The organism is Pseudoalteromonas sp. Z9A5 (assembly GCF_011378875.1).
Classification (GTDB): Bacteria; Pseudomonadota; Gammaproteobacteria; order Enterobacterales; family Alteromonadaceae; genus Pseudoalteromonas.
In genome coordinates this window covers 244,177-269,751 of record NZ_WTLC01000001.1, presented here as the reverse complement: position 1 = coordinate 269,751, position 25,575 = coordinate 244,177, and the positions used below count along the sequence as shown (strand labels likewise).

Here is a 25,575-nt window from a genome sequence, read left to right as displayed (position 1 = left end):
TGCCCTTATTTATATAGCAAGTAAGGCGCTCTTTGCGCTTTAAATTGCGAAAGCCCCGCCTGCCAGCTTTGTTTTATTTGCGCTTCTGATTGTCCTGCTTCAATAGCTAAGCGTAGTTTATTAGTACCCGCTAGTTTATCCATAAAGTCAGCACGCTCAAAAAACGAGATGTTGTTTTTACTAAGCTCCGTGTACACATTTATTAAGTAAGTTAAATTTAGACCTGTGATGTTTACTTGTCTTAAATCGAGCCCTTGCACGGTTTGGTTTTTAAATTTAGGGTTTAAAGCAGCGCCTTTAATTGCACGCGGCGTAAAATTAAAATCACCTAATGCAACTGGCGAATAGCCAATTACTTGAAACGCAAAGTCGGTACCTCTGCCAATACTGATAGGCGTTGCCTCAAAAAAGCAAAGCGACGGATAAAGCGCAATGGCTTGATCGTTAGGTAAGTTAGGACTTGGTTTTACAGGCAAACTATAAGCACTTTTGCGAGTGTAATGATCAACAGGGATCACGGTTAATTTTAAATCGGGCGCTTTATTGATCCAACCCTCGCCTTTGATCATTTTGGCAAGTTCGCCAACGGTCATACCGTGTAACACAGGAATTGGGTGCATGCCTACAAACGATTTAAATTGTGGCTCTAATATTGGTCCGTCAACGTAGGCAATATTTGGATTGGGTCTGTCGAGTACTAAAAATTCTATCCCCTGCTCTGCTGCGGCTTCCATCATGTAGTGCATAGAGCTTATGTAAGTATAAAAGCGCACTCCCACATCTTGAATATCAAAAATAATGACATCAACATCGGCTAAAGCAGCTTGGCTTGGTTTTTTATTTTTACCGTAAATAGAAATAAGCGGAATACCGGTTTTGCTATCAACGGCATTTTTTACATGTGCGCCTGCATCGTGATCGCCTCTAAAGCCATGCTCAGGTGCAAAAATTTTAGTTATATTTATGTTTTTAGTCAGCAGAGCATCTACTAAGTGAGTTTGCCCTACTGTTGATGTTTGATTAACTACCAGCCCTACGCGTTTATTTTTTAACTGCGGTAAATATTTAGCATATTGCTGCGCACCTACAACAAGTGAGTTATTAGCCTCGTTGGCTTGGGCACTGGAAATAAAAATAGCGCTAATAATAAAAAACAACGTAATAAATAGGGTTTTAAACATACTGTAATATCCTTTTAAACAAGACGTTTAAAGTAACATAGGTAATATTAAAGAGCAGCTTTAGAAAGGGGTTAAGTAGGCTTGAGTAGATATAGTGATTAGAAGCTGGCGCTTCTCACGCGAGCAAGCTCAGCGTCTACAACGAATGAATAAGCTCGAAGTTTAAATTAAAGATTAGAGCTGGTTTTATTTGTAGGCGTACAGCTTGCTGACGCGTTAAAGCGAAGCTCGTAAATAAAGTATCAGTTATATCGGTGGTAAGTAATTAGAAGCTAGCGCTTCTCACGCGAGCAAGCTCAGCGTCTACAACGGATGGATAGCTCGGAGTATGGATTTAAGGGTTAGGGCTGGTTCTACTTGTAGGCGTACAGCTTGATGACGCAACGAGCAACGCTTGTAAATAAAGTATCAGTTATATTGGTGGTAAGTAATTAGAAGCTACGCTTCTCACGCGAGCAGGCTCAGCGTCTACAACGAATGAATAAGCTCCGTGTTTGGATTTAAATATTAGAGCTGGTTTTACTTGTAGCCGTACAGCTTGCTGACGCGACGAGCAACGCTTGTAAATAAAGTATCAGTTATATCGGTGGTAAGTAATTAGAAGCTACGCTTCTCACGCGAGCAAGCTCAGCGTCTACAACGAATGAATAAGCTCGGAGTTTAAATTAAAGATTAGAGCTGGTTTTACTTGTAGGCGTACAGCTTGCTGACGCGACGAGCAACGCTCGTAAATAAAGTATCAGTTATATCGGTGGTAAGTGATTAGAAGCTGGCGCTTCTCACGCGAGCAAGCTCAGCGTCTACAACGGATGAATAAGCTTGGTATCTACAGGATAGCAATCTGTCAGCTTCACTTTATTTTAGGCACAAAAAAACCGACTTAATGTCGGCTTGTTATGAAAGTGGTGGGCGCAGGACGTATCTTGTAAGAGTGAACCTCCGACTTCTTGGTTCTCAATCCTCCTAAACTCTACACTTCACTTTATTTCAGTCACAAAAAAACCGACTTAATGTCGGCTTATTTATGAAAGTGGTGAGCGCAGGACGTATCTTGTAAGAGTGAACCTCCGACTTCTTGGTTCTCAATCCTCCTAAACTCTACACTTCACTTCACTTTATTTTAGGCACAAAAAAACCGACTTAATGTCGGCTTGTTATGAAAGTGGTGGGCGCAGGAGGATTCGAACCTCCGACCGCTCGGTTCGTAGCCGAGTACTCTATCCAGCTGAGCTATGCACCCACTTTCATAGATTGCTTATTTAAACTCTAAGCAGAGCGTATAAATTCAGACATAAAAAAACCGATTTCCATCGGTTTATTTTTCTTACACTTTAAAAGCGTATGAAAACATGAAAGTGGTGGGCGCAGGAGGATTCGAACCTCCGACCGCTCGGTTCGTAGCCGAGTACTCTATCCAGCTGAGCTATGCACCCACTTTCATTTTTACTTTACTCGTTTTTACTCTAAGTGAGAGTCTATAAAGTGGTGGGCGCAGGACGTATCTTGTAAGAATGAACCTCCGACCGATTGGCTTTAGCCAATACTTTACTTTTTTATACTCTAAGTATGAGTCTATAAAGTGGTGGGCGCAGGAGGATTCGAACCTCCGACCGCTCGGTTCGTAGCCGAGTACTCTATCCAGCTGAGCTATGCACCCACTTTATAGTTTACTTATTTTAACTCTAAGTAGAGCTTTTGCTTATTTAGACTCTAAGCGAGTTATTAAAGTATGGTGGGCGCAGGAGGATTCGAACCTCCGACCGCTCGGTTCGTAGCCGAGTACTCTATCCAGCTGAGCTATGCACCCATACTTTAAAACTTTACAAAACACGCCATTAAAAGAAATGGTGGAGAGGGAGGGATTCGAACCCTCGATAGAGCTACAAACTCTATACTCCCTTAGCAGGGGAGCTCCTTCGGCCACTCGGACACCTCTCCGTCTTGTGGGGCGTATAATAAAGATTTCAGAAAATATGTCAAACACTTTTCTACCAAAAGTGGCTATATGGTTATAGATTGTCCACAAGGTTGGCTTTTAAGTGTAATTAGTTTGAAAATTAAACGTTTCCTGAATTTTTATCGGTGTTATTTACACCTAACACAGGGATTAAATCATCCGATAAGTTTGCAAGGTACTGCTCTTGGTATCCTAATTGCTGAAACTCAGCAATGCAGGCTCTATAATAATTTTGTCGAGCTTGCTCTGTTGTACAAATATCTGGCAATTCTTCAACACGTTTGTTTTTCATTTTATTATTCTAAGTCCGTTTAGTATTTATATTTAAAACCCTGAACATCTGAGGGCATCTGAATTTCAGTCATAGTGTAGTCAAAATCGATACAAACACAATATTGAATTTGAAAATAGCTATACCAAAAAGTTATAAGTATCGTTGTCGCTGATTCTAAACAACTGCACATAACAATAGGCTAATGAAACTGAATGAAATATTAACTAATACCTATAACTACTTTTAATTATCTATCTCATTTTATGCAATGAAAAGTAATTAGGGTTAGTTAGAGAGATCTCTCACAACTAATAAATACTTCTCGTACAATTCTCTATTAAACACACACAAAAACGCCGCTATTAAGCGGCGTTTATTAACTTATTTTGTTTTACCTAAAGCTTAGTCGGCTTGCGGGCGCATATGCGGGAACAAAATAACATCTTTAATTGTTGATGAATCAGTAAACAACATAACTAAACGGTCAATACCAATACCTTCACCTGCAGTTGGCGGTAAGCCGTACTCAAGTGCGCGTATGTAGTCTTCATCGTAATGCATTGCTTCATCATCGCCTGCGTCTTTCTCTTCAACTTGACGAGTAAAGCGCTCAGCTTGGTCCTGTGCATCGTTAAGCTCAGAGAAACCATTTGCAAGTTCACGACCGCCAACAAAAAACTCAAAACGGTCTGTAACAAATGCATTGTCGTCGTTACGGCGAGCTAGTGGAGAAACTTCCCACGGGTAGCCAGTAATAAACGTAGGTTGAATAAGCATGTGTTCTGCTGTTTCTTCAAATATTTCACACAAGAACTTACCTGGGCCCCAAACACAATTTTCAGGAATTTTAACGTGTACTTGTTTAGCGTACGCTTTTAATTCGTCAAAATGGTTTTCTGGGTCGTTAAATACCGCAGCATCAAACTCAGGATTATATTTTAAGATTGCGTCGCTCATGCTTAAACGTGTAAACGGTTGACCAAAGTCGTACTCAACTGAGTCAATTACTTCGCCGTTTTCGTCTTTAGTTGTATTAACTACAACAGCGCTACCTAGTACGTTTTCTGCAACCGTACGTAGCATGTCCTCGGTGATGTTCATCAGGTCGATGTAATCAGCGTATGCTTGGTAAAATTCAATCATTGTGAATTCTGGATTGTGACGCGTAGATAACCCTTCGTTACGGAAGTTACGGTTAATTTCGAATACACGGTCAAAACCACCTACCACTAAGCGCTTTAAGTAAAGCTCAGGCGCTATACGTAAGTACATGTCGATATCAAGTGCATTATGGTGAGTTACAAACGGACGTGCAGATGCACCGCCAGGTATAACCTGTAGCATTGGTGTTTCTACTTCCATAAAGTCACGGTCTGCTAAAAAGCGACGAATGCCTTCAACTACTTGTGAACGAATACGGAATGTTTCGCGCGTTGCTTCGTTAGTAATTAAATCAACGTAACGTTGGCGGTACTTTGTTTCTTGATCCGATAAGCCATGGAATTTTTCAGGTAACGGACGAAGTGACTTAGTTAGTAGTTGGTACTCAGTCATTTCTACGTATAAATCGCCTTTACCCGATTTATTTAGTGCACCTTTAACACCAATAATATCGCCAGTGTCTAGTTGACCATATTTTTCTTTAAGATCTTTTTGAACGTCTTTAGATGCATACGCTTGTACACGACCTTTCATGTCTTGAATTACAAAAAACGGTCCACGCTTTGCTAAAATACGTCCAGCAATAGACACAACTTCTTGCATCTCTACTAATTCTTCTTTGCTCTTATCACCAAACTGGGCTTGCAAGTCAGCCGTGTAATGCTCACGACGGAATTGGTTTGGATGACCGTTGGCTGGGCAATTTTCGCGTATAGCATCTAACTTGCCGCGACGCTCAGCGATTAACTTGTTTTCGTCTTGGATTTTATCAGTCATTTTTTAGCTCTTTATTAGCTTGGTGGTTATAAGCCAGATTTAAGGCTGGCTTCAATAAATTTATCTAAGTTACCGTCAAGTACCGATTGGGTATTGCGGTTTTCAACGCCTGTTCGTAAATCTTTAATGCGTGCGTCATCAAGTACGTATGAACGAATTTGACTACCCCAACCAATATCAGATTTAGCATCTTCTTGCGTTTGTTTTTCAGCATTTTGCTGTTGTAGCTCAAGCTCAAATAATTTAGCTTTTAACTGCTTCATCGCTTGGGCTTTATTTTTATGCTGTGAACGCTCGTTTTGACACTGCACTACGGTATTTGTTGGTACGTGAGTAATACGAACCGCCGATTCGGTGGTGTTAACGTGCTGACCACCCGCACCCGAGGCACGGTAAACGTCTATACGTAGGTCTGACGGATTCATATCAATTTCAATGTTATCGTCAACTTCTGGGTATACAAACGCAGAAGCAAATGATGTATGACGACGACCACTTGAGTCAAACGGGCTTTTACGCACTAAGCGATGCACGCCAGTTTCGGTACGTAACCAACCGTAAGCATATTCGCCAACAAAGCGAACTGTTGCGCCTTTAATACCGGCTACGTCGCCGTCGGTCGCTTCAACTAGCTCAACTTTAAAGCCTTTAGCTTCGCCCCAGCGTAAATACATACGTAGTAAAATATTACACCAGTCTTGAGCTTCAGTACCGCCAGAACCCGATTGTAAATCAAGATAAGCATCGTTTGAGTCGTGAGGACCTGAAAACATACGACGAAACTCTAAACCTTCTAACTGCTCGTTTAAATCAGCAAGCTCAGTTTGCGCTTCAACAAAGGTGTCTTCGTCTTCAGCTTCTACAGCTAACTCAAGTAAGCCTTCTACATCGTCTGTACCGGCCACAAGGTTGTCGATTGTTTCAACAACCGCTTCTAATGCTGATTTTTCACGGCCAAGCGCTTGTGCGCGTTCGGGCTCATTCCATACGGCTGAATCTTCAAGTTCGGCGTTAACTTCTTCTAAGCGTTCTTGTTTAAGAGCGTAGTCAAAGGTACCCCCGAAGCAATTCAGTACGTTCGCGAATTTCCTTGATTTGATTAATCACAGGATTCACTTCAAACATGTACATCACTCCAAAATGGCTAGGTAATTGCGCCCATTTAAACGGGATTTTCGCAATAAATTATCGTCAAATGATAAAAACGCCCGATTTTAACAAAAAACCGCGCGCTTTATTAGCCTTTTATGCATGATATGTGCATATTTTTTAGTGCACTTTTTCAAGCTCTCGAACAATTAGTTGCAGGGTAAATTTACCTCTAAACTCATTTATATCGAGCTGGTACGCTACTTTTACAAATTTAGCCTCGGTATCTGGCCATTCTTTTACATCAATACCAAATGCGATGGCGTCAACTAATCGACCTGATTGATGTTTTAACACCAGCTTTAAATGCTTTTCGCCGACTATGCGTTGCTGTATTAATTCAAATGTATGCTCAAACACCGGTTCAGGAAATTGCTGCCCCCACGGACCTGATTGCTTTAACAGCTGTGCAAATTCCATCGTAAAACAGTCGTTTGGCAGCTCACCATCGGTAAACACAATACAGCGTTTACTTTCTTCGCTGAGTTGCGCGCTAACAGCAGCGTCAAACGCTTTTTTAAAGTCGTTAAAGTGTTGCTCGTTAATACTTAAGCCTGCAGCCATTGCATGACCACCAAATTTATTAATTAAATGCGGATCGGCAGTGTTAAGCCCTTCAAGTAAATCGCGCATGTGCAGCCCTTCAATAGAGCGGCACGAACCTTTTATTTCACCGTTTTCTCCACCAGCAAATATAACAGTCGGGCGATGGTATTTTTCTTTTAAGCGACCAGCTAAAATACCAATAACCCCTTGATGCCAATCATCTTGAAATAAACAAATGGCATCAGGAATGTTGCTGTCGTTAAATGCGAGTCTATCGAGTACAGCTTGCGCCTCTGCTTGCATACCCTGCTCTATTTCGCGCCTTGCAAAGTTTAAGCTATCGAGTTCGCCTGCTATGCTGCGAGCTTGATTTATATCAGTACTGAGCAAGCACGCTATACCCAAACTCATGTCGTCTAATCGCCCAGCTGCGTTTAAACGCGGGGCAAGCGAAAAACCAAAGTCGCTAGCACTTAAACGTGCAGCATTACGATTTGCCACTTCAATAAGCGCAGTAATACCTGGACGCGTTTTACCACTACGAATACGTGCTAAACCTTGATGCACTAAAGTACGATTATTTGCATCAAGCGCAACAACATCGGCAACCGTACCAAGTGCTACAATGTCGAGTAAGTTAGCTAAGTTAGGTGGCGATTGCTGCTCAAAATAACCTAAATCTCGCATTACGCTTCTCAGTGCTATTAACAAGTAAAAAGCAACGCCAACGCCTGCAATCGATTTAGACGGGAAATTACATTCATGCCTATTTGGGTTTACTATTGCATCAGCATTAGGTAATTGCTCACCTTGTAAGTGGTGATCTGTTACCAGCACTTTAATGCCAACCGCTTTTAAAATATCAATACCGGCAATACACGATATACCATTATCTACGGTGATCACTAAGTCAGGTTTTATTTGTACTATTTGCTCTGCAAGCGCGGGGCTCAAGCCATAACCTAAGCTAAAACGATCCGGAATTAAGTAATCTAAATGCTTAAAACCAAACATTTCCAAACCTTGCATTAAGGTTGCAGTACTGGTTGCACCATCAGCATCAAAGTCGCCAACTATTAAAATATGGCTTTGTGCTTTTAATGCCTCAATTAATAAGTCGCTAGCTTTGTCTATGTCTTTAAACAATTTAAAGTCATGAAGCGTTGCTACACTATTGTTTAGCTCATCGGCATTGAACACATTACGATTGGCATAAATTTGTTTAATTACAGGGTGTAAATGACTCGGTAAATGCGAATCGTCAATATTTTCTCGCGCAATGATCAATTTTTTCATGCAGGATTTTTACTTATTTAGTCGTATTTAAAAGACAAAAAAAGGCCATTAAGGCCTTTTTAATAATAACTAAGCGTTTAATTACGAAGCTTTGTTAGCTTCTAATGCCGCTTTTAGTGCTGCAGCTGGCTGATAACCTGGGATCATCGTACCATCTTCTAAAACAATTGCTGGTGTACCGCTAATGCCAAAGCTTTGACCAAGCTGATAATGCTCAGCTACAGGCGCGTTACAACCTTTAATTACTTTAGTATCTACGCCCGATTTAGCTTCTGTAAGTGCTTCTTGCTGATCTTTAGCACACCATACATTCATTAAATCTGCATAACCAGAACCTTGCAACCCACCACGTGGAAACGCAAGATACTTAACAGTTATGCCTTCATCAAGTAAGTCGTCTAGTTCACGGTGCAATTTACGACAATAGCCACAACTAATATCGGTAAATACAGTGATGCTGTGTTTTTCGTTTGGTGCTTTGTACACAATCATCGAATCTTCGTATTCTTTAAGACCTTCAACACGCACACCGTTAAGCGCTTGCTCTGTTAGGTTATTACGATTATTTAAATCGATGAGTGTACCTTGCATTAAAAATTGACCATCTGGGCTTGCATAAAGCACGCCTTTATTAGTGATCAGTTCTTTTAAACCCTCAACAGGGCTTGGATTAATTTGCTTAACGGTAACACCAAGCTCGGCAAATTTAGTAATAATAGGATCATTAGCATCTGGTGTTACAGCAACGCCATTTGCAAATGCACTAATACTTGTGCACAACATGGCACTTGCTAACATTAATTTTTTCATAATTCTCTCTATTCTAAAAATACTTATAAATTGACCGGCTTAGTGATAATAAATTTCAAATTAAGCGCGCGGATGATGCTGCGCGTGTACGGATTTTAATCGTTCATTAGCAACATGAGTATAAATTTGCGTGGTTGATAAATCGCTATGGCCCAACATCATTTGTACCACACGTAAATCTGCCCCATGATTTAATAAATGCGTAGCGAAAGCATGGCGCATAGTATGAGGCGATAATGGAGACTCAACCGATGCCAAAATAGCATAGTGTTTAATTCTATGCCAAAAAGTTTGTCGAGTCATGCCTACACCACGCTTAGACGGAAATACGAAATCGGTAGCGTGTTTTATCATTTGCGCACGGCCAACCTTTAAAAATTGCTCAAGCCAGTACATTGCTTCTTCGCCAAAGGGCACTAAACGCTCTTTATTACCTTTACCTTTTACAAACACTACCGCTTGGCGCAAATTAACTTGCTCCATTCTAAGCCCTACTAATTCGCTAACACGCAAACCCGTTGCATAAAGTAGCTCAAGCATGGCTTTATCGCGAAGTCCCATTGCTTCATCTGTATTTGGGGCAGCAAGCAATGCCTCTACCTCAGCCTCAGACAATGTTTTAGGTAACGACTGCCCCGCTTTTGGCTGTGAAATATTCAGCATAGGGGTGTCACTAATTACTTTTTCACGCACAAAGTATTGATAAAAGCGCTTTAGCGCACTAATGCTACGCGCAGTGCTACGAGGTTTTAATCCTAAATCGACTCGGTGTGCTAGGTAGCTTTCTACATCAAGCCCGGTTACCGTCATTAAGTTTTCGCCTTTTAAAAACAGGCAAAATTTATCTAAATCACTTCGATAAGCACTTAATGTGTTTTCGCTTACACCTTGCTCTAAGTACAGGCTGTCTAAAAAATTTTCTAGGTAGTCGCTGTTACTACTCATGCCACTATTATTTTCGGGGAAATTATCAGATAGCGTTGTCACATTGTGCTCTCATGCTTTGCTAAGGTATCAATTAAAAATACCTTACGGTAAACTTGAGCTTATCATATCAGGCAATTACACAGTGATAAATACGATGCAAATTGGTTTATTTTTTGGTTCTACTACGTGCTACACCGAAATGGCTGCAGAAAAAATTCGAGACATTATTGGCGCCGATATAGTTACCTTACATAATATTAAAGACGAACCACTAAAAAATGCAGAGCAGTACGACTTCATCATTTTTGGTATTTCAACATGGGATTTTGGTGAAATACAAGAAGACTGGGAGTCAAAGTGGGACGACATTGCAGACGTAAACCTAAATGGTAAAACCATTGCCTTATTTGGCATGGGCGATCAACAAGGTTACGGGCAGTGGTTTCAAGATGCGCTAGGCATGCTACACGATGAAATAAATACACAAACATTTACCCAACTTGGTTTTTGGCCAAACGATAGTAGCTACGAGTTTGAAGCTTCAAAAGCGCTAACGCCCGACAACAAACAATTTGTAGGGCTCGCACTCGACGAAGATAGCCAGTACGAACTAAGCGACGACCGCATTGCAACATGGGTTGAACAGGTAATGACTGAATATGGCGAAACGCTTTAATTAATAAGCTAATAAATAAAAAGCAAAAAGCAAAAAGCCCGCAACTAGTTTAGTTGCGGGCTTTTTAGTTAATATTAATTAAAAATTTACTTAAACGTCATCACGTTTGTTGTTTGTGGGTAATATCCATCAGCCATAACAATATACGGCACTAAATTACTTAACCATTTTTGCTGTACGCTTTCGCTGTAGTTTAAGTAAAGCTTATCTTCATGAATATAAAATGCTTCAGGGTCTATACCTACAGCGTTACCTTCATCAGCCATTGCATAAGCACACCATCCACCATATTGCGGTGCATAACGTTTTGGCTCTTTTTCAAATAGTGCTTTATTTTCTGCGCTTGCAAAATGCCAGTCGGCACCTAAATAGCTTACAGAGTAATTATCATTGCCTTTAACTGCTTTATTTTGCGTAAAGTAAGCAACGGTATCGTAGCCTTTAATGGCTGTGTTATTAAACCAACCTGTATTAACAGCGTCATCTTTTGCATTTGCTCCACCGCTTATTAACAGCGTGCTTAGCATTATTAAAGCAACTACGTACTTAATCATATTTTATCCTTTATTATTTGTTCAAAATTGAATGCCAATTAAATATAGCTGGCTTAAACAAGAAGAAAGGCAAAACGAATAAATGATTTCATACAGAGATTAATTTTTTATATAGCAGCAACTTTAAAGTCGATTTAAGAGTACCGAATAAACTTTCTTGTAATAAGCCTTATTCAACTTTTAACCAATATTGGTTACGGTAAAAAAAGCCAATATAGCCACGTACTTCAAGTGTTTTACCATCAGCTTGTGGCGTTAGTTGTACGGTGTAAGTTTTACCATTAGTGGGGTCAAGTATTTCTCCGTCGCCCCATACGCCATCATCCTCAGCTTTAACATCCTTAATAATAGTCATACCTAAAATAGACTGGTATTTTAAATTACCCTCGCACTCGGTGCATTTATCTTTTTGTTTTGTTGGATCAATGATTTTGTCAACGGTGCCGCTTAATACACCATCAGTTTGTGTAATACGCACATACGATTTAGCTTGGTTTGTATCCTCGTCAATCGTTTTCCAAAGCCCTACTGGAGTGGGTGCAGAAAACACGCTTTGACTTACAAAAACGATAGTTGACAATGCACCAACTAAAGCTACTTTATATAACATTTTCATTGTGTTGCCTTTGTTTTAAGTGGCTAATAATTCAATCATAACAGTCGTTATATAAATACACTACAAAAGAGCAGACTAAACAAAACACGGTATGTTTTGTTTAGGCTTAAATTTAAAGTACGTAAAATAAACTACCTAGACATTTCAAAATAAACATCACCTATTTTCAAGTCTGAATATTCGGGTTCAACTATAAATATTTCATCGTTATCAATAATAGTTTTAAGTAATTTAACGTGTTCTGGGTTTTCAACATTAATATATCTTGAGACCCAAACTCCAGAGTCGAGTGACCAAAAATATGCAGATGTATAGTCATTTCTCTCATTAATAAGGATAAATTCTAATTCGTCATCTTTATTTAAATCGATCCCAATAAAATAAAAGCTACTTTCTTTTAGTGAATTACGACCGTGAGAATAATACTCAGAAAAAGCCATCTCAATTAAATCTTGAGGAATTAGATCTCGTGAAGGCCAAAATGTACTTTGTTTAATAAAGTCATCGACAGTACCCATTTGTGTTGAGGTAAATTCATCATTTGCATACATTCTATCAATAGTAGTGTGCTGCTCTGGGTGACTCGTTTTAATCTTCTGTTTTAATAACTGCATAGCCAAATAACCTTGACGACCCAAGCTGTGCTCAAAATAATAATAATCAAACTCTTCAATTGTTACTTTACCGTCATCTAAGCGCCCTATTTGGCTTTGAGCAGATAAACTTTGAAAATTTAATAGAGGAGAATTAACAGCAAGCATACTTACAAGTACAACCCAGCCCATCACAATATTTATTTTGCTAAGCGGCTCTAGCCAATTGTCTCTTTTTGCTATAATTCCAACAAGATAACTAAACGAAAAACACGCCAACAAAAACCAAATTAAAATACCCCAACAACGATCTACCGTTAGCCCATGCTGTTCAATTCGCTGATAAATACCATAAGCCGAAATAACACTATAAACGGGAAGTAACGCAACGCTTATAAAAACAAGTCGATGTAATATTAGGTGATAAGGACGAACTGATGACTCATCTTTATAAACGGTATTAACAAAAAACAACGTAAGCACTTGCAACCACATGACTAATAAACTGCCACTTCCGGTTTCCCATAATTTACTGAGTCCGGTAAAAGGGAGTGTTGCTAAAAAACTAAGAGAAATAACCGATAAAACAGGCAGTAAAAACTTAATTAAAGTTTGCAGTAAAAAAGCGATATTATCTTCAACGTTCAAAAGCTTTCTAAATATGACACTCGCAAAGGCAAATGCGAGCGTTAAAGTCGGGATCCAAAACCACTCATTTCTTAATAACTCAGAGAAAAAATTAATATCTAAAATATCAAATAAAGCGGCACCTAAATTGAGTATTCCCCAAAAAATAAGTACAAACAGCCAACATTCTGCAAAAATTATAAAATTACGCCAAGACAGCTTAAATAAGCTGCTGTAGCTAATACTTACCGAGCTGCCAAATTGCTGTATGTACATTAAGCCTTTAAAGCCAGCTATAAGCACTGTAAAAATAAAAACAGAAGTTAAATCGCCATTGATCACATACTCCTGAGGTTCTTGCTGAAAACCAACATAGGCACCGAGCAAAGACAACAATAAAGAAAAGGGCAAAATTAAAATTAATGCACTTTTTATATTGCTCTTATTAACGCTCATCAACACTAATAAAGGAAAACTCATAGAAAATGTAATTAACGATATTAACCACACAGGGTTTGTTGCTGGCCACATATTGTTTTCTATACTGCTATACAAAAGAGTAAGCGCAATAGCTTGCAGTACTGCAAGTGTAATTATAAAGGGTTTAGGTAACTGATTGTCCATATCTGTTCTCTGTCATAAATTTTGATCAGTTTGCGTTATTTGTTCCTATTATACAATTACCCTACATTTTCAAATAAAATGCTTTGCACAGTGCTGTATAATCAACGCTATAGCTATTATCAATCTCTCGAATACAGAGGGTTGATTCACTTAAATCACCGTCAATATAACTAAATGTCATTAAACTGCGGCTAACGTCTTTATTAGGTGTGGCTTTTACTTGGCAGTGCGTATTTAAATAAAGCCCATTTTGACTAGCAAGCTCAATAAACAATGCACCTTCAACACTCGGTAATATTAAGCTAAAACGAGATTTATTATGGCTTAAACGTTTAAACGCATTTATTAACTCTTCAAAACTTAACCCATCAGTATGGCGTGCGGTATTACGCGCAGCATTATTGCCTTTTAAACTGTGATTAAAATACGGCGGATTAGAAATAACCACATCAAACAAAGTGTCACTGTTAAAACTTTGGATGGTTTGATGCTTAACATTTATTGTTGGCCACGGACTACTCGCTACATTTTGCAATGCTTGAGTATGGGCACTTTTGTCAATTTCTACTGCGGTGATAGCGAGTTCTGGATTGCGCTGTTTACACATTAACGCCAACAAACCCGTGCCTGTACCTATATCAAGTAACGACTTTGCATTGTTTAAATTAGCCCATGCACCAAGTAAAATTCCATCCGTAGAAACCTTCATTGCACACTGTTCGTGTTCAACCTTAAATTGTTTAAATGCAAAACCAGACATTTTTTCACCTTTTCGTTCACCAACTGGTGGATAGCGCGTATAATTGCAGGTAATTGTCCCTTATTTTAGACACTCTATGCAATTTTCTGACTTTGATCTTGATAACAAGTTACTCGACGCGATTAATAAAATGGGGTACGAAACCCCAACAAGTATTCAGCAACAAGCTATTCCTGAAGCGCTTCAGGGGCGTGATGTTTTAGCATCTGCACCGACTGGCACAGGTAAAACAGCTGCATTTTTAATTCCAGCTATTCAATATTTATTAGATTTTCCACGTCGTGATCCTGGTTTTGCACGTGTACTTGTAATGACCCCAACACGTGAGCTAGCTTATCAAATTCATGAGCAATGTGAGCTTCTTGCCAAGCGTACAAACCTAAAAGTAGGTGTGGTAACGGGTGGCATTAACTATGGCACGCACAAAGAAATTTTTGAAAAAAATAACGATATATTAATCGCCACACCAGGGCGTTTAATGGAATACCTAGAAACCGAAAATTTTCATGCTGAACATGTAGAGATGCTTATCATTGATGAAGCCGATCGCATGCTAGACATGGGCTTTAAAAAAGAAATGAAACGTATTTGTGACGAAGCTAGAAATCGTCGCCAGTGCTTTTTATTCTCAGCAACGCTTGAGGGCGATAGCGTTGAGCGATTTGCAGAAACAACGCTAAACGATCCAGCATTGCTTGAAGCAGAATCATCTCGCAAAGAAAAAGCAAAAATTCATCAGTGGGTACATTTAGCCGACGATTATCATCATAAGCTTGAGTTGTTAGTTAATACGCTCAAAAACCCTGACGTTACTAAAGCAATTGTATTTGTTAAAACACGTGAGCGCCTAGAAACATTGATTGGTGAACTTACAACCAATGATGTAAAAGCGGCTTGGTTACGTGGCGAAATGCCGCAAGACAAACGTATGAAAGCTATGGAAAACTTCCATAGCGGTAAAACACGTATATTAGTTGCAACCGATGTAGCTGCGCGTGGCATTGATGTATCTGACATTAGCCATGTTATTAACTTTGATTTACCACGTACTGCCGATATATACGTACACCGAATTGGTCGTACTGGTCGTGCTGGTAAAAAAGGCATCGCTATATCAATGGTAGAAGCACACGATATTGGCATTTTATATAAAATAGAACGCTATATTGAGCAAAAGCTTAAACGTCGTGTAATTAAAGGTGTGGAGCCCAAGCATAAAGAAGCTAAGCCACCTGCTAAAAAGCGTAAAGATCCAGTAAAAATGAAAGCCAAGAAAAAGGCTAAGGTTAAAAAGAAAAAATAACCTAAAACATTTTTATACTAAGCCGGCTTTTGTCGGCTTTTTAATGCGACTAGCTCATTTATTATAAGGTTTTTTCTGTCCACTTTTCAAAACGTTCAGCTGCTGACTCAGCAACAACTACTTCAACTGGATTAACCCAGCAAGGAATACGATTTCGATTAAGTATGGCTATTTCTAGCTTTTCCCCTGATACAGAAGTACACCGAGAGCCCCCAAGTCCTCTTAAATTTCGCAGCCATAATTCACCTTGAAAGTAATATGAATGCCCATTTTTAGTTAACTTTATGAGTTCAATAGTAACTTTTTTATTTTCCCAACCTATATAGGCTAAAAGCTCACGGTAATTATGCGCCATATAAATAATCCATTACATTGTATAAGCGTATATTTACACAAAGCTTTAGTGAAAAAAAGCTTGCCGTTAAAAGCTTCGTATCTACAGAGACAGTGCCTACAGAAACCGCATCTACAAATACAAAGCCTGTAAAAACAGTACCCACGAAGCCTACACCCATTATATTTGTACCTGTAACAAATGTAATCAGATCATGTAACCCATACTCACTTTTATGTAAAAATTGCCCACCTGAATTCTTCCTTAATAAAATGTCTTTTAATTTCAAGCAATTAAATGTGGCACTGAAATTGTAATAACAAGGATAACTCAGTCGTTAAAATTTAAAAGATGGCTGCACTCTTTAACCGTAATGTAAGGATTAAGTTATGAACCGCTTCAAGTTAACTATCGCTTTAGTATCATTTTGTTGTTTATTTTTATTAGCTTGCGCTACAAAAGTAAGTGCAGCAACAAGCGTGATCCTAGTAAGCACTGTTGCTACGCAACCTAACTTGCAGCAAACAATTACTCAGACCTTACGTACCAATCCTAACTTAGTGTTAAGCGATATTCGTGTGCAGGTAAAAAACGGTGAAGTAGATTTATATGGCGAAGCGCAAACCGGCTTTCAGCGCGCATTAGCTCAAAAGTTTTTAGAAAATATGGATGGGGTAAAAATCATTCGTAACAAAATTAGTGTTATTTAATATGCACCACATATACCTATTCGTAAATTAATTTATAAGCGCGGCTTGTTACTCCAACACAAGCGGCGCTTTTTTATTGTGTATAGTTATTTTAATTCTTCTAATTGTTTAGCCACATCACTTATTTTAAAGCTACTTTTTTGCGAATTAAAACTTTCAACTAAAACTTTTTCAAAACTGCTTACTGTAGAATCTTCATTTAGCTCAAAGGGAAAACCCTTAAGTTCCTTTGTTTTTGGGTTAAACTTATAAACAAAATTGTCACCACTTAAACCCGCTGAAAAAACGTAATGATGATTATCAACCCATCCTGCCGCGCCATGAAATAGAGCAATATTTATTTTATCGTTTTTAGTATGTACGCCAACTTTAACTACATTATTTTTATTGAATGCGGCTTTTGTTATTTCTTTACTGGGGATAAACCAAAACCCTTTTGTATTACCCACAAACACAGCTAAATATTCATTATCAGGTGACCAAGTGATAACGTTACTTTCATAACTTTTTCTAGGACATAAAACATCACCTGAGCTACAAAATTCTCGTAACTTCTGTTTTTCAATATATACCGCTTTATTTGGTAAGATTAATGTAGAGATAAGGTTTTTGTTTTTATCGAGAAAAAGTATTTCAGCGGTATTGTTATCTATATTTAATTTATAACTCACATCATATTTAGCATTATATTCGTTACCTACTGAAACAAAGCTAATAACTAGGCTTGAAAATAAAATTATTTTTGTAAACCATTTAATCTTTAACTTCATTTGTTTGTAATCCTAATATCTAAAAAATACACCTTGTATAACCAATAATTGCATAATAAATAGATAAAAGGGAAACTTACCTTATAAAAAATACGTAATAAAATCTGCTGGAGAAAATAATTAATGAATAAAGAAAAGTTACTTGAACTAATTACAAATCCGATTGAAAGCGATTACTTCCCTAGTAAATTTTTAGATGAATGCAAAGCATTTAAAGACTTAGATTATAATGAGCCTGTTACTCTTAAAAATGAAATATTTAACCAGTTTCGACAAACCGTAAACAATAAATGGCACTCTTGGCTAGAAGCATACATTCAGCTAAATAATGCTGGTAAGTTCCCTTTTCTATGGCCATTCAGTCAAAGTATGATTGGTTTTGACTTTAAATATGAATTAGACGACTTTAAAAGTGAAGACGAGTTTTTTTCTTTAGGCTCAGATCCCTCTGGCGACTGGTTTGTCATGGCAACACAAAATGAGTCGACAATTCATTTGTGTGATCATCACGTGTACGATCTATATGATATGTGGATAAATCCAAATCATTTACTTGCATGGGCAGCACGTTTAGTTATAGCTGATGAAAATAAACTAACTCAAAATGAGATACTTGCTTACTGGGATAATAGAGACGATAAAGTAGAAAGAGGAACTATTGAGCGAATAACGTGTGAACTAAACTAATTAAAAAGCGCATTTTTACTCTGTAAAAATGCGCAGTTACTAAGTAACTATTTCCCAATACTTTTGCCTAATTAGTTTTAGCTAAGTTACTCACTTTGGTTAGAGTCAGCCCACTCACCACTTTCTTTATTTGATGACTGCTGACTTATTTTATCGCTAATCATAGCATCGAGTTTTTCACCCCCTTTAATACCAAAATCTAAAGTACGAATTGGGAATGGAATGCTAATGTCAGCTTCGTCTAGTGCTTGCTTAACGGCAACTATACCTTTATGGCGTACCGTCATAAAATCAGGCTCGCCTGGGTACTTAATCCAAAACCACACCAGTAAATTAATACTGCTATCGCCAAAACTCTCAGCGTATACAGCGGTTTCGTCTTTGCGTATTACAAAGTCGAATTCATTCATTTTTTCGACTATGACGTCTTTTGCTTTTTCTATGTCGTCACCGTAAGAAATACCCACTGGCACTTCTATGCGCCTAACACCTAAAGTGGTGTAATTTTTTAGTACATTTCTAAATAACACTTTATTTGGTACGAGTATTAATTGCCCGTAAAAGCTCTCTATTAGCGTGTTACGTAGGTTTATAGAATGTATTGAACCAAACACATCATCGGTTTCTATTACGTCACCAGTTTTAAATGGCTTGCGTACACCCATTGCTATGCCGGCAATCAGGTTCTCGGTCATATCTTGAAACGCAAAACCAATGGCTAAACCCACAATACCCGCACCAGCAAGTAGCGAGGTAACAGTGCCTTTTAGCCCAACAAAATCGAGCGCTATAAATAAACCTATACACAACACAATAACTTTAAATATTGACGCCATTAAATCGGCAATTTGTTTTGAGTCGAGTGAACGGCGTAATACGTTTTTCATCAGCTTGCCAGCAAAGCGCGCCAATATTGAAAATACTATGGCAATTATAATTGCCACTATAAAATTAGGGATATGGCTGATAACAATATCAAACCAGCCTCCGAGCTTTTCTTCTATTAGTTTTTCGGCTTCGCCAACTGACGGAATGCTGATCATTTTATTTGCACCTCTGTAATTAGTAATCTCATTAATATTAGATGAAGTTGCAAATATAACGCCAGCATCAAAAAAGCCATGCGGTGCATGGCTTTTTAACTATTTAATTAAGTGAACTTTACGCTCAGTTTAATTTTGTTCGTCGCGCATAAATACCGGCTCAAGCTCTTTAGCTGTTGCCTCTTGGCTAAAGTAATAACCCGCCACAGTAAACTCTTTAAGCTGACTTAACTGCGTTACTTTATTTTCGATAATGTAGCGCGCCATCATGCCGCGTGCTTTTTTAGCATAAAAGCTAATTACTTTATATTGACCGTTTTTACAGTCTTTAAAGTGAGGGGTAATAATTTGTGCATTAAGCGCTTTTTTATCTACCGCTTTAAAGTATTCGTTTGAAGCAAGGTTAACTAAGTATTGCGCGTCTTGTGCTTTTAATACGTCGTTAAGTTTATTCGCTATTACGCTGCCCCAAAACTCGTATAAGTTTTTACCACGTGAGTTTTCGAGCTTGGTGCCCATTTCAAGGCGATAAGCTTGCATTAAATCAAGTGGTTTTAATAAACCGTATAAACCCGAAAGTATACGTAAATGGTTTTGTGCGTAATCAAGCTCGCTAGCTTTAAGCGTGCTTGCATCTAAACCGCCATATACATCACCATTAAAGGCAAGTGCGGCTTGTTTTGCATTACTTTGAGTAAACGGCTGCGCCCACTCGCTAAAGCGTGCTGCGTTAAGCCCTGATAGCTTATCGCTAATTTTCATTAAACTGCCAATTTGCGCTGGTGTTAGTTCACGGCATACTTTCATGAGCTCTTCGCTGTGCTCTAGTAATTCAGGCTGAGTGAACTTATCTGTTGCGGGTGGCGTTTCGTAATCAAGATTTTTTGCAGGTGAAATAACAGTGATCATAGTTAGCTATTGACTTGTAATTTATTTAGTGTCAATTTCAACATTAAATGAAACGAAAAGCACGTTTTGTTTAAATAAATCCTCTCTTAAAATCCATGCATAGCCGTTTTTTTATTGATCAGGACATAAGACCTATCAAGCATTGTCACACTGTTGCAGTATGGATTGAATATATTAAGAGTGTTTAGATTATTCTTTTAACTTGCTTGGAATGAGGAAAGCAAATGACTTCAGCTCTACAAAGGCTAAAACAACATTCATCTATCGTGGCCGACACTGGCGATATTGAAGCGATCAAAAAGCATCAACCAGAAGATGCAACTACAAACCCGTCGCTTTTATTAAAAGCGAGCGAGATTGAAGCTTATAAGCCTTATCTAAATAAAGCTTGGAGCTATGCAAAAGAAACCGAGCAAGAGCCAGCTAAACAACTTGAACTAGCATGCGATTACTTTGCCGTATTACTAGGTAAAGAAATTAGCGAGATTGTACCTGGTTATATTTCTACTGAAGTAGATGCACGCCTTTCGTTTAATACGCAAGCTACAATTGATAAAGCACATACCCTACTTAGCCTTTACGAAAAAGAAGGCGTAAGCAAAGACAAAATTTTAATTAAAGTTGCGTCTACGTGGGAAGGTATTAAAGCCGCTGAGCAGCTAGAAAAAGAAGGGACTAAATGTAACCTTACTTTATTATTTAGCGATGCCCAAGCCCGCGCGTGTGCCGATGCAAACGTATTTCTAATTTCGCCATTTGTTGGTCGTATTTTAGATTGGCACGTTGCTAACGGTATGGAAAAACCAACCGATCCGCTACAAGACCCAGGTGTTCAGTCTGTACGCAGCATTTTTGAATTTTACAAACGCCATGACTACAAAACAGTTGTGATGGGTGCAAGTTTCCGTAACACAGGCGAAATTATTGCACTTACCGGTTGTGACAAGCTAACTATTAGCCCTAATCTTTTAGAAGATTTAGGCAACCTAGAAGGCGCACAAGAATACTTGCTAGAAAGCGATGTTCCACAAGAGCCAAAGCCTGAGCCTTTAACAGAAGCACAGTTCCGTTGGTTACATAACCAAGATCCTATGGCGACTGAAAAACTAGCCGAAGGTATTCGCTCTTTTGCTGATGCACAAGAACAACTAGAAGCGCGCTTTAAAGCAATGTAATTTGCTATAAACGTACTTTAAAAAAACGTCGCAATTGCGGCGTTTTTTTATGTCTATAATTTTTTATCTGCTAAATACTTGAGCTTTAACTAGTCAAAACACTAAAAAACCTTCACCAATTCATCACATCCTCGTAACATAACTGTCACTTTTTTATTCTATTTTAGCTATGCCTGTGGTATAGGTATTCTTGAGGTCAATAAAATCAATAGGAGAAGTTCATGGATAGCCTAAACGATGTATTAGAGATATTAGAAGGACCAGATACAACAAGGAAAACCTCTCAGAAAAATAAAAAAAGAAAATGGCGGGAAATAGAAGCAATTAAAGACAAGCACCGCTTACGTAAAGAATTACAAGAATATGATTTTTTTGCAGACAGTATTGCGATTGATGAGTTAAATTTTTAATCCAGTACACACCAACTAAACAAAAAGGCTTCCATAGTATGGAAGCCTTTTTTAATGCGTTGAAAATAGCTGCATGAGATAAATTTATTATTCAGAGCTCAGGTTATTTACACCTGCCAGTTAATCGGCTTTTCACCTTGGGCTTGTAATAGCTCATTCGTTTTTGAAAAATGCTGACAGCCAAAAAAGCCTCTATGCGCCGAAAGCGGCGATGGGTGCGGTCCTTTTAAAACATGATGGCGAGCGCTATCTATGCCTTTCCCTTTTTTTTGTGCATGTGCACCCCATAAAATAAATACCACACCTTCGCAGCGCTTATTAATATGCGCAATTACATTATCGGTAAATTGCTCCCACCCTAAATGCTTGTGAGAATGCGCTTGACCTTGCTCAACGGTCAATACTGTATTAAGTAAAAACACGCCCTGATCTGCCCAGCTTTGCAGGTAACCACGCTCAGGAATAATAAACCCGCTGATATCGGTAGCTAACTCTTTGTACATATTTTTAAGCGACGGCGGCAGCTTTTTTACATCAGGCAATACCGAAAAACACAAGCCGTGCGCTTGCCCTTCTCCGTGGTATGGGTCTTGTCCTAAAATTACAACGCGGATGTTATTAAGCGCTGTGGCATCAAAAGCACTAAATACTTGAGCTTCAGGCGGATAAACAGCAACACCTTCATTGCGGCGATTAGCCACATACTCTAACGTTTGCTGCATGTAAGGTTGCTGTAATTCACTTTCTAAAAATGTAGCCCAATCGCTCATTGTGTACTCTTAATCTGTTTACGTGATGCGTCTATTTTACCACACATATCCGCAAGTCCATCTAGCATGCGCGGAGTAAAACGATGTAATAAATCGGCATTTACGCTAATAAATTGATCATTTTTAATGGCGGGCACTTCTGGCCACTTTTGCCAATTAACAACCGGTTGTGGTGTTTTTGATTTTTCATCAGGAATAATGATAACTTGTGGCTTAGTAACAATGACATTTTCGATACTAATTTGCGGGTAATCTGTAACGCTCTGTGCAAATACATTGCTTACATGGCATGTTTCAATCAGCTGATTTATCCATGTATTTTTGCCTACCGTCATCATCGGTCCTGACCATAATTGGTAAAACGCTGTTATATTTTTTTTATTCTGCTGGCTTTTAATAATCGCGTTTAGCTTTTGTGTAAATGCGTTTGCCGCCTGCTGGCTTTGCTCAATATTCCCTGTAAATTCACCAAAAGTCAGTAACTCGTCGGCTACACCAGCGATTGTGGTGGGATTACTCAAATATACTTTTATACCTAAGCGCTCTATTTGGGCTAAATCTTCGCTTTGATTTCCGCTTTTCCACGCAATTACTAAATCAGGTTTAAGCGCCAATACTTTTTCAAGCGAGATGCCGTAATAACCGCCTATGCGCTCAATACTTTGGGCCTCACTTGGGTAGTCGGCGTAATCAACGGTGCCCACAATATTATCGCCCGCCCCTATGGCAAATAGGTTTTCGACTATATGTGGTGCAAGCGCGATTATTCGCAGTTTTTTAGAATCATTAACCTGCTCTGCAAGTGCATCACCCGATACACTAAAAAGCAGCAGCCCAATAAAAAACGCTTTAAACATTAGTAATCAAACCCTTCAAGCGCTTTTATGCCTGAGTCGAATGCGTGTTTTACATTACGCACTTCGCTTACAGTGTCGGCAAGGTCGGTTAAAGTACGGTGCGCTGCACGCCCTGTAATAATAACTGACTGCATTGGTGGGCGATTATTAAGCGCTGTTACTACTTCATCTAAATCAACGTAGCCGTAGGTCACCATATACGTAAGCTCATCGAGTAATACTAAATCAATACTGCTATCAGCAAGCATGCGTTTTGACTCTTGCCATGTTGCTTGGGCGGCTGCGGTATCAGCTTCTTTATTTTGCGTATCCCAGGTAAAACCGGTGTTCATTACAACAAACTCAACGCCTGCACCTTGTAATAAATTACGCTCGCCACACTCCCATGTACCTTTAATATATTGGCAAACAGCCGCTTTTTTACCATGCCCTACGCAACGTGCGACAACGCCAAAGCCCGAGGTTGACTTACCTTTACCGTTACCCGTAATTACCTGAAAAATACCTTTTACATCTTGTGCTGCAGCAACACGCGCATCCACTTGATCTTTTACTTTTTGTTGGCGCTGCTTGTGCTTATCGTTGTTTTGTTCAGTCATTATTGTGCCCTTCATAAATCGAGATAATTTGCTGTATGTTTAAATGCGTTTCGCACATGGTTGCTAATCGTTCTAACTGCTGCTCGCGATGAGTGGCAATACTAATTGGGTTAATTGAGGCGCTTGGTTTTACCCATTTTAAAATTTGCGATGTAGCATCGGCTTCATCAAATAAGCCATGTAAATAAGTGCCCGCAATGGCGTTATCATCGCTAATAAAGCCATCAAACGTAAAGCCATGTGGGTGGCTTTCATCAAAGGTTAAAAATGGCTTATCAAGCGCTGCACCTTGGCTAATTCCTGCATGTATTTCGTAACCACTACAGGGTGTTTGTTGGTTATTTAAAAGCAGTGTAGCGGTTATTTTAGTTAATACTTTTTGCGCTGTCAGCGTGGTTTCAAAGTCGCATAGAGCAAGCCCATTTACTTGCTTTAATGACGATTCAATACCGTCGGGATCGTTGAGCGTATTACCTAGCATTTGCATGCCGCCACAAATACCAAGTACTTTGCCACCATAGCGTAAGTGGCGCTTAATTTGAGTGTCCCAGCCTTCATTTTTCAAAAAATTTAAATCGCCCAGCACGTTTTTACTGCCTGGGATAATTATCAGATCAACGTCTGGGATCGTTTGCGTATGGCGCACGTAATTTATATTAATGTTTGGGTGCAAACGCAGTGCATCAAAATCGGTGTGGTTACTAATGTGAGGAACAAGTAGCACTGCAATATTAATTGTGGCGTTGGTTACGTTATTATCAATTGCGACGGCGTCTTCGGCATCAAGCGCAAGGTCGTGCAAATAAGGTAATACGCCAAGTACGGATTTGTTTGTATATTCTTCAAGCCAATCAAGCCCACCTTGCAGCAAACCTATATCGCCTCTAAAGCGGTTTATAACAAAGCCTTTTACGCGCGCCTGTTCTGACTCGCTTAACAACGCAAGCGTACCTACCAAATGTGCAAACACACCACCTTTATCAATATCGGCAATAATAATGACAGGGCAATCTACCTCTTCGGCGTAACCCATATTGGCAATATCGTTTTCACGCAGGTTTATTTCAGCAGGACTACCCGCCCCTTCAACAAGGAGTAAATCAAAACGTTTAGCTAAGCGGTTATGTGAGGTTATTACTGCATCCATCGCCACTTTTTTATAGTCGTGATACTTGCCCGCTTCCATATTGCTAATGGCTTTTCCGTGAATAATCACTTGTGCGCCCGTATCGCTATTAGGTTTAAGCAAAATAGGATTAAAGTCTATTTCGGGCTCTACTTTAGCTGCTATTGCTTGCAAAGCTTGCGCCCGACCAATTTCGCCGCCATCTTTTGTTACTGCGCTATTAAGTGCCATATTTTGTGGTTTAAAAGGTGCAACCTTTACCCCACGCTTAGCAAACACTCTGCAAAGGGCGGCAACTAGGGTACTTTTACCGGCGTCGGAGGTAGTGCCTTGCACCATTAAGGTTTTCATAGA

The 25,575-nt window shown here is 39.1% G+C and carries 26 protein-coding genes and 5 tRNA genes; 6 read left to right on the top strand and 25 right to left on the bottom strand.

Annotated elements, in window-relative coordinates; all coding sequences use genetic code 11:
• Positions 1–5: 5 nt before the first annotated feature.
• From GQR56_RS01255 to xerD, 12 genes are all read right to left on the bottom strand, one after another.
• Positions 6–1,181 carry a DUF1343 domain-containing protein gene (locus GQR56_RS01255; RefSeq protein WP_166108887.1) on the bottom strand — a complete coding sequence of 392 codons (1,176 nt, stop codon included), beginning with the start codon at positions 1,179–1,181 and terminating at the stop codon, positions 6–8.
• A 1,163-nt stretch (positions 1,182–2,344) separates the two neighbouring features.
• Positions 2,345–2,421 (bottom strand) — tRNA-Arg (locus GQR56_RS01250).
• 116 nt (positions 2,422–2,537) lie between these two features.
• Positions 2,538–2,614: transfer RNA gene (locus GQR56_RS01245), tRNA-Arg, on the bottom strand.
• A gap of 147 nt (positions 2,615–2,761) precedes the next feature.
• Positions 2,762–2,838: transfer RNA gene (locus GQR56_RS01240), tRNA-Arg, on the bottom strand.
• A gap of 73 nt (positions 2,839–2,911) precedes the next feature.
• Positions 2,912–2,988: transfer RNA gene (locus tag GQR56_RS01235), tRNA-Arg, on the bottom strand.
• A 38-nt stretch (positions 2,989–3,026) separates the two neighbouring features.
• Positions 3,027–3,119: transfer RNA gene (locus tag GQR56_RS01230), tRNA-Ser, on the bottom strand.
• Positions 3,120–3,238: 119 nt separating this feature from the next.
• Positions 3,239–3,430, bottom strand: a complete 192-nt coding sequence (locus GQR56_RS01225; RefSeq protein WP_166108886.1) for a hypothetical protein — start codon at positions 3,428–3,430, stop codon at positions 3,239–3,241.
• Positions 3,431–3,814: 384 nt separating this feature from the next.
• Positions 3,815–5,350, bottom strand: a complete 1,536-nt coding sequence (lysS, locus tag GQR56_RS01220) for a lysine--tRNA ligase (RefSeq protein WP_024612780.1) — start codon at positions 5,348–5,350, stop codon at positions 3,815–3,817.
• Positions 5,351–5,376: 26 nt separating this feature from the next.
• A protein-coding gene (gene prfB, locus GQR56_RS01215; protein WP_165727224.1) for a peptide chain release factor 2 occupies positions 5,377–6,475 on the bottom strand; the annotation gives its coding sequence in 2 pieces (ribosomal slippage) (positions 5,377–6,399 and positions 6,401–6,475; 1,098 coding nt in all).
• Positions 6,476–6,619: 144 nt separating this feature from the next.
• Positions 6,620–8,341, bottom strand: a complete 1,722-nt coding sequence (recJ, locus tag GQR56_RS01210) for a single-stranded-DNA-specific exonuclease RecJ (RefSeq protein ID WP_166108885.1) — start codon at positions 8,339–8,341, stop codon at positions 6,620–6,622.
• Positions 8,342–8,422: 81 nt separating this feature from the next.
• Entirely contained in the window at positions 8,423–9,151 is a 729-nt protein-coding gene (gene dsbC / locus GQR56_RS01205) for a bifunctional protein-disulfide isomerase/oxidoreductase DsbC (RefSeq protein ID WP_166108884.1), read from the bottom strand.
• A 60-nt stretch (positions 9,152–9,211) separates the two neighbouring features.
• Entirely contained in the window at positions 9,212–10,138 is a 927-nt protein-coding gene (gene xerD / locus GQR56_RS01200) for a site-specific tyrosine recombinase XerD (RefSeq protein WP_024610013.1), read from the bottom strand.
• A gap of 94 nt (positions 10,139–10,232) precedes the next feature.
• On the opposite strand from xerD, the gene fldB reads away from it, so the two are divergent.
• Entirely contained in the window at positions 10,233–10,754 is a 522-nt protein-coding gene (fldB, locus tag GQR56_RS01195; protein WP_024610014.1) for a flavodoxin FldB, read from the top strand.
• Positions 10,755–10,840: 86 nt separating this feature from the next.
• Here the strand turns inward: fldB and GQR56_RS01190 are convergent, their stop codons facing one another.
• The 4 genes from GQR56_RS01190 to GQR56_RS01175 all read right to left on the bottom strand — a co-directional run bounded on the left by GQR56_RS01190 (position 10,841) and on the right by GQR56_RS01175 (position 14,528).
• Positions 10,841–11,308 (bottom strand): YHS domain-containing (seleno)protein, encoded by a 468-nt coding sequence (locus GQR56_RS01190; protein ID WP_024610015.1) that lies wholly within the window; start codon positions 11,306–11,308, stop codon positions 10,841–10,843.
• A 169-nt stretch (positions 11,309–11,477) separates the two neighbouring features.
• Entirely contained in the window at positions 11,478–11,924 is a 447-nt protein-coding gene (locus tag GQR56_RS01185; protein WP_166108883.1) for a DUF2147 domain-containing protein, read from the bottom strand.
• A 131-nt stretch (positions 11,925–12,055) separates the two neighbouring features.
• Positions 12,056–13,768 (bottom strand): DUF4153 domain-containing protein, encoded by a 1,713-nt coding sequence (locus GQR56_RS01180; RefSeq protein WP_166108882.1) that lies wholly within the window; start codon positions 13,766–13,768, stop codon positions 12,056–12,058.
• A gap of 61 nt (positions 13,769–13,829) precedes the next feature.
• The gene (locus tag GQR56_RS01175) at positions 13,830–14,528 is read right to left on the bottom strand and encodes a methyltransferase (protein ID WP_166108881.1); all 699 of its coding nucleotides are present in this window, start codon (positions 14,526–14,528) and stop codon (positions 13,830–13,832) included.
• A 76-nt stretch (positions 14,529–14,604) separates the two neighbouring features.
• On the opposite strand from GQR56_RS01175, the gene srmB reads away from it, so the two are divergent.
• Positions 14,605–15,831: an ATP-dependent RNA helicase SrmB gene (gene srmB / locus GQR56_RS01170; protein WP_024610019.1), complete on the top strand. Its 1,227-nt coding sequence runs from the start codon at positions 14,605–14,607 to the stop codon at positions 15,829–15,831.
• A 61-nt stretch (positions 15,832–15,892) separates the two neighbouring features.
• Here srmB and GQR56_RS01165 read toward each other — a convergent pair whose 3' ends face one another.
• On the bottom strand, positions 15,893–16,186 hold the full coding sequence (locus GQR56_RS01165) for a hypothetical protein (RefSeq protein WP_024610020.1): 294 nt from the start codon (positions 16,184–16,186) through the stop codon (positions 15,893–15,895).
• Positions 16,176–16,346, bottom strand: a complete 171-nt coding sequence (locus GQR56_RS01160; protein ID WP_166108880.1) for a hypothetical protein — start codon at positions 16,344–16,346, stop codon at positions 16,176–16,178. Before GQR56_RS01160 ends, GQR56_RS01165 begins: the two co-directional genes overlap by 11 nt.
• A 208-nt stretch (positions 16,347–16,554) precedes the next feature.
• Between GQR56_RS01160 and GQR56_RS01155 the strand changes: the two genes are divergently transcribed.
• Entirely contained in the window at positions 16,555–16,875 is a 321-nt protein-coding gene (locus GQR56_RS01155; protein WP_166108879.1) for a BON domain-containing protein, read from the top strand.
• An 86-nt stretch (positions 16,876–16,961) separates the two neighbouring features.
• On the opposite strand, the gene GQR56_RS01150 is transcribed toward GQR56_RS01155, so the two are convergent.
• Positions 16,962–17,645 carry a hypothetical protein gene (locus GQR56_RS01150; RefSeq protein ID WP_166108878.1) on the bottom strand — a complete coding sequence of 228 codons (684 nt, stop codon included), beginning with the start codon at positions 17,643–17,645 and terminating at the stop codon, positions 16,962–16,964.
• 123 nt (positions 17,646–17,768) lie between these two features.
• Between GQR56_RS01150 and GQR56_RS01145 the strand changes: the two genes are divergently transcribed.
• Entirely contained in the window at positions 17,769–18,332 is a 564-nt protein-coding gene (locus GQR56_RS01145) for a hypothetical protein (RefSeq protein ID WP_166108877.1), read from the top strand.
• A gap of 86 nt (positions 18,333–18,418) precedes the next feature.
• Here GQR56_RS01145 and GQR56_RS01140 read toward each other — a convergent pair whose 3' ends face one another.
• Positions 18,419–19,375: a mechanosensitive ion channel family protein gene (locus GQR56_RS01140; protein ID WP_166108876.1), complete on the bottom strand. Its 957-nt coding sequence runs from the start codon at positions 19,373–19,375 to the stop codon at positions 18,419–18,421.
• Positions 19,376–19,504: 129 nt separating this feature from the next.
• Complete coding sequence (yaaA, locus tag GQR56_RS01135) at positions 19,505–20,284, bottom strand: peroxide stress protein YaaA (protein ID WP_166108875.1); 780 nt, start codon at positions 20,282–20,284, stop codon at positions 19,505–19,507.
• Between the two features lie 224 nt (positions 20,285–20,508).
• On the opposite strand from yaaA, the gene tal reads away from it, so the two are divergent.
• Complete coding sequence (gene tal, locus GQR56_RS01130; protein WP_166108874.1) at positions 20,509–21,459, top strand: transaldolase; 951 nt, start codon at positions 20,509–20,511, stop codon at positions 21,457–21,459.
• Positions 21,460–21,680: 221 nt separating this feature from the next.
• The gene (locus GQR56_RS01125; protein ID WP_024610028.1) at positions 21,681–21,869 is read left to right on the top strand and encodes a DUF3545 family protein; all 189 of its coding nucleotides are present in this window, start codon (positions 21,681–21,683) and stop codon (positions 21,867–21,869) included.
• 107 nt (positions 21,870–21,976) lie between these two features.
• On the opposite strand, the gene ung is transcribed toward GQR56_RS01125, so the two are convergent.
• The 4 genes from ung to GQR56_RS01105 are packed head-to-tail and all read right to left on the bottom strand — an operon-like array spanning position 21,977 to position 25,572.
• Positions 21,977–22,639 (bottom strand): uracil-DNA glycosylase, encoded by a 663-nt coding sequence (gene ung, locus GQR56_RS01120; RefSeq protein ID WP_024610029.1) that lies wholly within the window; start codon positions 22,637–22,639, stop codon positions 21,977–21,979.
• Positions 22,636–23,496: a cobalamin-binding protein gene (locus GQR56_RS01115; RefSeq protein WP_166108873.1), complete on the bottom strand. Its 861-nt coding sequence runs from the start codon at positions 23,494–23,496 to the stop codon at positions 22,636–22,638. The genes ung and GQR56_RS01115 overlap by 4 nt, the downstream gene beginning before the upstream one ends.
• Positions 23,496–24,095, bottom strand: coding sequence for a cob(I)yrinic acid a,c-diamide adenosyltransferase (gene cobO, locus GQR56_RS01110; RefSeq protein WP_024610031.1), 600 nt, complete (start codon positions 24,093–24,095; stop codon positions 23,496–23,498). Before cobO ends, GQR56_RS01115 begins: the two co-directional genes overlap by 1 nt.
• Positions 24,088–25,572, bottom strand: coding sequence for a cobyric acid synthase (locus GQR56_RS01105; protein ID WP_166108872.1), 1,485 nt, complete (start codon positions 25,570–25,572; stop codon positions 24,088–24,090). The genes cobO and GQR56_RS01105 overlap by 8 nt, the downstream gene beginning before the upstream one ends.
• Positions 25,573–25,575: the final 3 nt, after the last annotated feature.

Bases quoted from the DNA above. Each gene is read 5' to 3' on its own strand.
- GQR56_RS01255 (WP_166108887.1), bottom strand. From the start codon at position 1,181: ATGTTTAAAACCCTATTTATTACGTTGTTTTTTATTATTAGCGCTATT.
- GQR56_RS01225 (WP_166108886.1), bottom strand. From the start codon at position 3,430: ATGAAAAACAAACGTGTTGAAGAATTGCCAGATATTTGTACAACAGAG.
- lysS (WP_024612780.1), bottom strand. From the start codon at position 5,350: ATGACTGATAAAATCCAAGACGAAAACAAGTTAATCGCTGAGCGTCGC.
- recJ (WP_166108885.1), bottom strand. From the start codon at position 8,341: ATGAAAAAATTGATCATTGCGCGAGAAAATATTGACGATTCGCATTTA.
- dsbC (WP_166108884.1), bottom strand. From the start codon at position 9,151: ATGAAAAAATTAATGTTAGCAAGTGCCATGTTGTGCACAAGTATTAGT.
- fldB (WP_024610014.1), top strand. From the start codon at position 10,233: ATGCAAATTGGTTTATTTTTTGGTTCTACTACGTGCTACACCGAAATG.
- GQR56_RS01190 (WP_024610015.1), bottom strand. From the start codon at position 11,308: ATGATTAAGTACGTAGTTGCTTTAATAATGCTAAGCACGCTGTTAATA.
- GQR56_RS01185 (WP_166108883.1), bottom strand. From the start codon at position 11,924: ATGAAAATGTTATATAAAGTAGCTTTAGTTGGTGCATTGTCAACTATC.
- GQR56_RS01180 (WP_166108882.1), bottom strand. From the start codon at position 13,768: ATGGACAATCAGTTACCTAAACCCTTTATAATTACACTTGCAGTACTG.
- GQR56_RS01175 (WP_166108881.1), bottom strand. From the start codon at position 14,528: ATGTCTGGTTTTGCATTTAAACAATTTAAGGTTGAACACGAACAGTGT.
- srmB (WP_024610019.1), top strand. From the start codon at position 14,605: ATGCAATTTTCTGACTTTGATCTTGATAACAAGTTACTCGACGCGATT.
- GQR56_RS01165 (WP_024610020.1), bottom strand. From the start codon at position 16,186: ATGGCGCATAATTACCGTGAGCTTTTAGCCTATATAGGTTGGGAAAAT.
- GQR56_RS01160 (WP_166108880.1), bottom strand. From the start codon at position 16,346: ATGGGTGTAGGCTTCGTGGGTACTGTTTTTACAGGCTTTGTATTTGTA.
- GQR56_RS01155 (WP_166108879.1), top strand. From the start codon at position 16,555: ATGAACCGCTTCAAGTTAACTATCGCTTTAGTATCATTTTGTTGTTTA.
- GQR56_RS01150 (WP_166108878.1), bottom strand. From the start codon at position 17,645: ATGAAGTTAAAGATTAAATGGTTTACAAAAATAATTTTATTTTCAAGC.
- GQR56_RS01145 (WP_166108877.1), top strand. From the start codon at position 17,769: ATGAATAAAGAAAAGTTACTTGAACTAATTACAAATCCGATTGAAAGC.
- GQR56_RS01140 (WP_166108876.1), bottom strand. From the start codon at position 19,375: ATGATCAGCATTCCGTCAGTTGGCGAAGCCGAAAAACTAATAGAAGAA.
- yaaA (WP_166108875.1), bottom strand. From the start codon at position 20,284: ATGATCACTGTTATTTCACCTGCAAAAAATCTTGATTACGAAACGCCA.
- tal (WP_166108874.1), top strand. From the start codon at position 20,509: ATGACTTCAGCTCTACAAAGGCTAAAACAACATTCATCTATCGTGGCC.
- GQR56_RS01125 (WP_024610028.1), top strand. From the start codon at position 21,681: ATGGATAGCCTAAACGATGTATTAGAGATATTAGAAGGACCAGATACA.
- ung (WP_024610029.1), bottom strand. From the start codon at position 22,639: ATGAGCGATTGGGCTACATTTTTAGAAAGTGAATTACAGCAACCTTAC.
- GQR56_RS01115 (WP_166108873.1), bottom strand. From the start codon at position 23,496: ATGTTTAAAGCGTTTTTTATTGGGCTGCTGCTTTTTAGTGTATCGGGT.
- cobO (WP_024610031.1), bottom strand. From the start codon at position 24,095: ATGACTGAACAAAACAACGATAAGCACAAGCAGCGCCAACAAAAAGTA.
- GQR56_RS01105 (WP_166108872.1), bottom strand. From the start codon at position 25,572: ATGAAAACCTTAATGGTGCAAGGCACTACCTCCGACGCCGGTAAAAGT.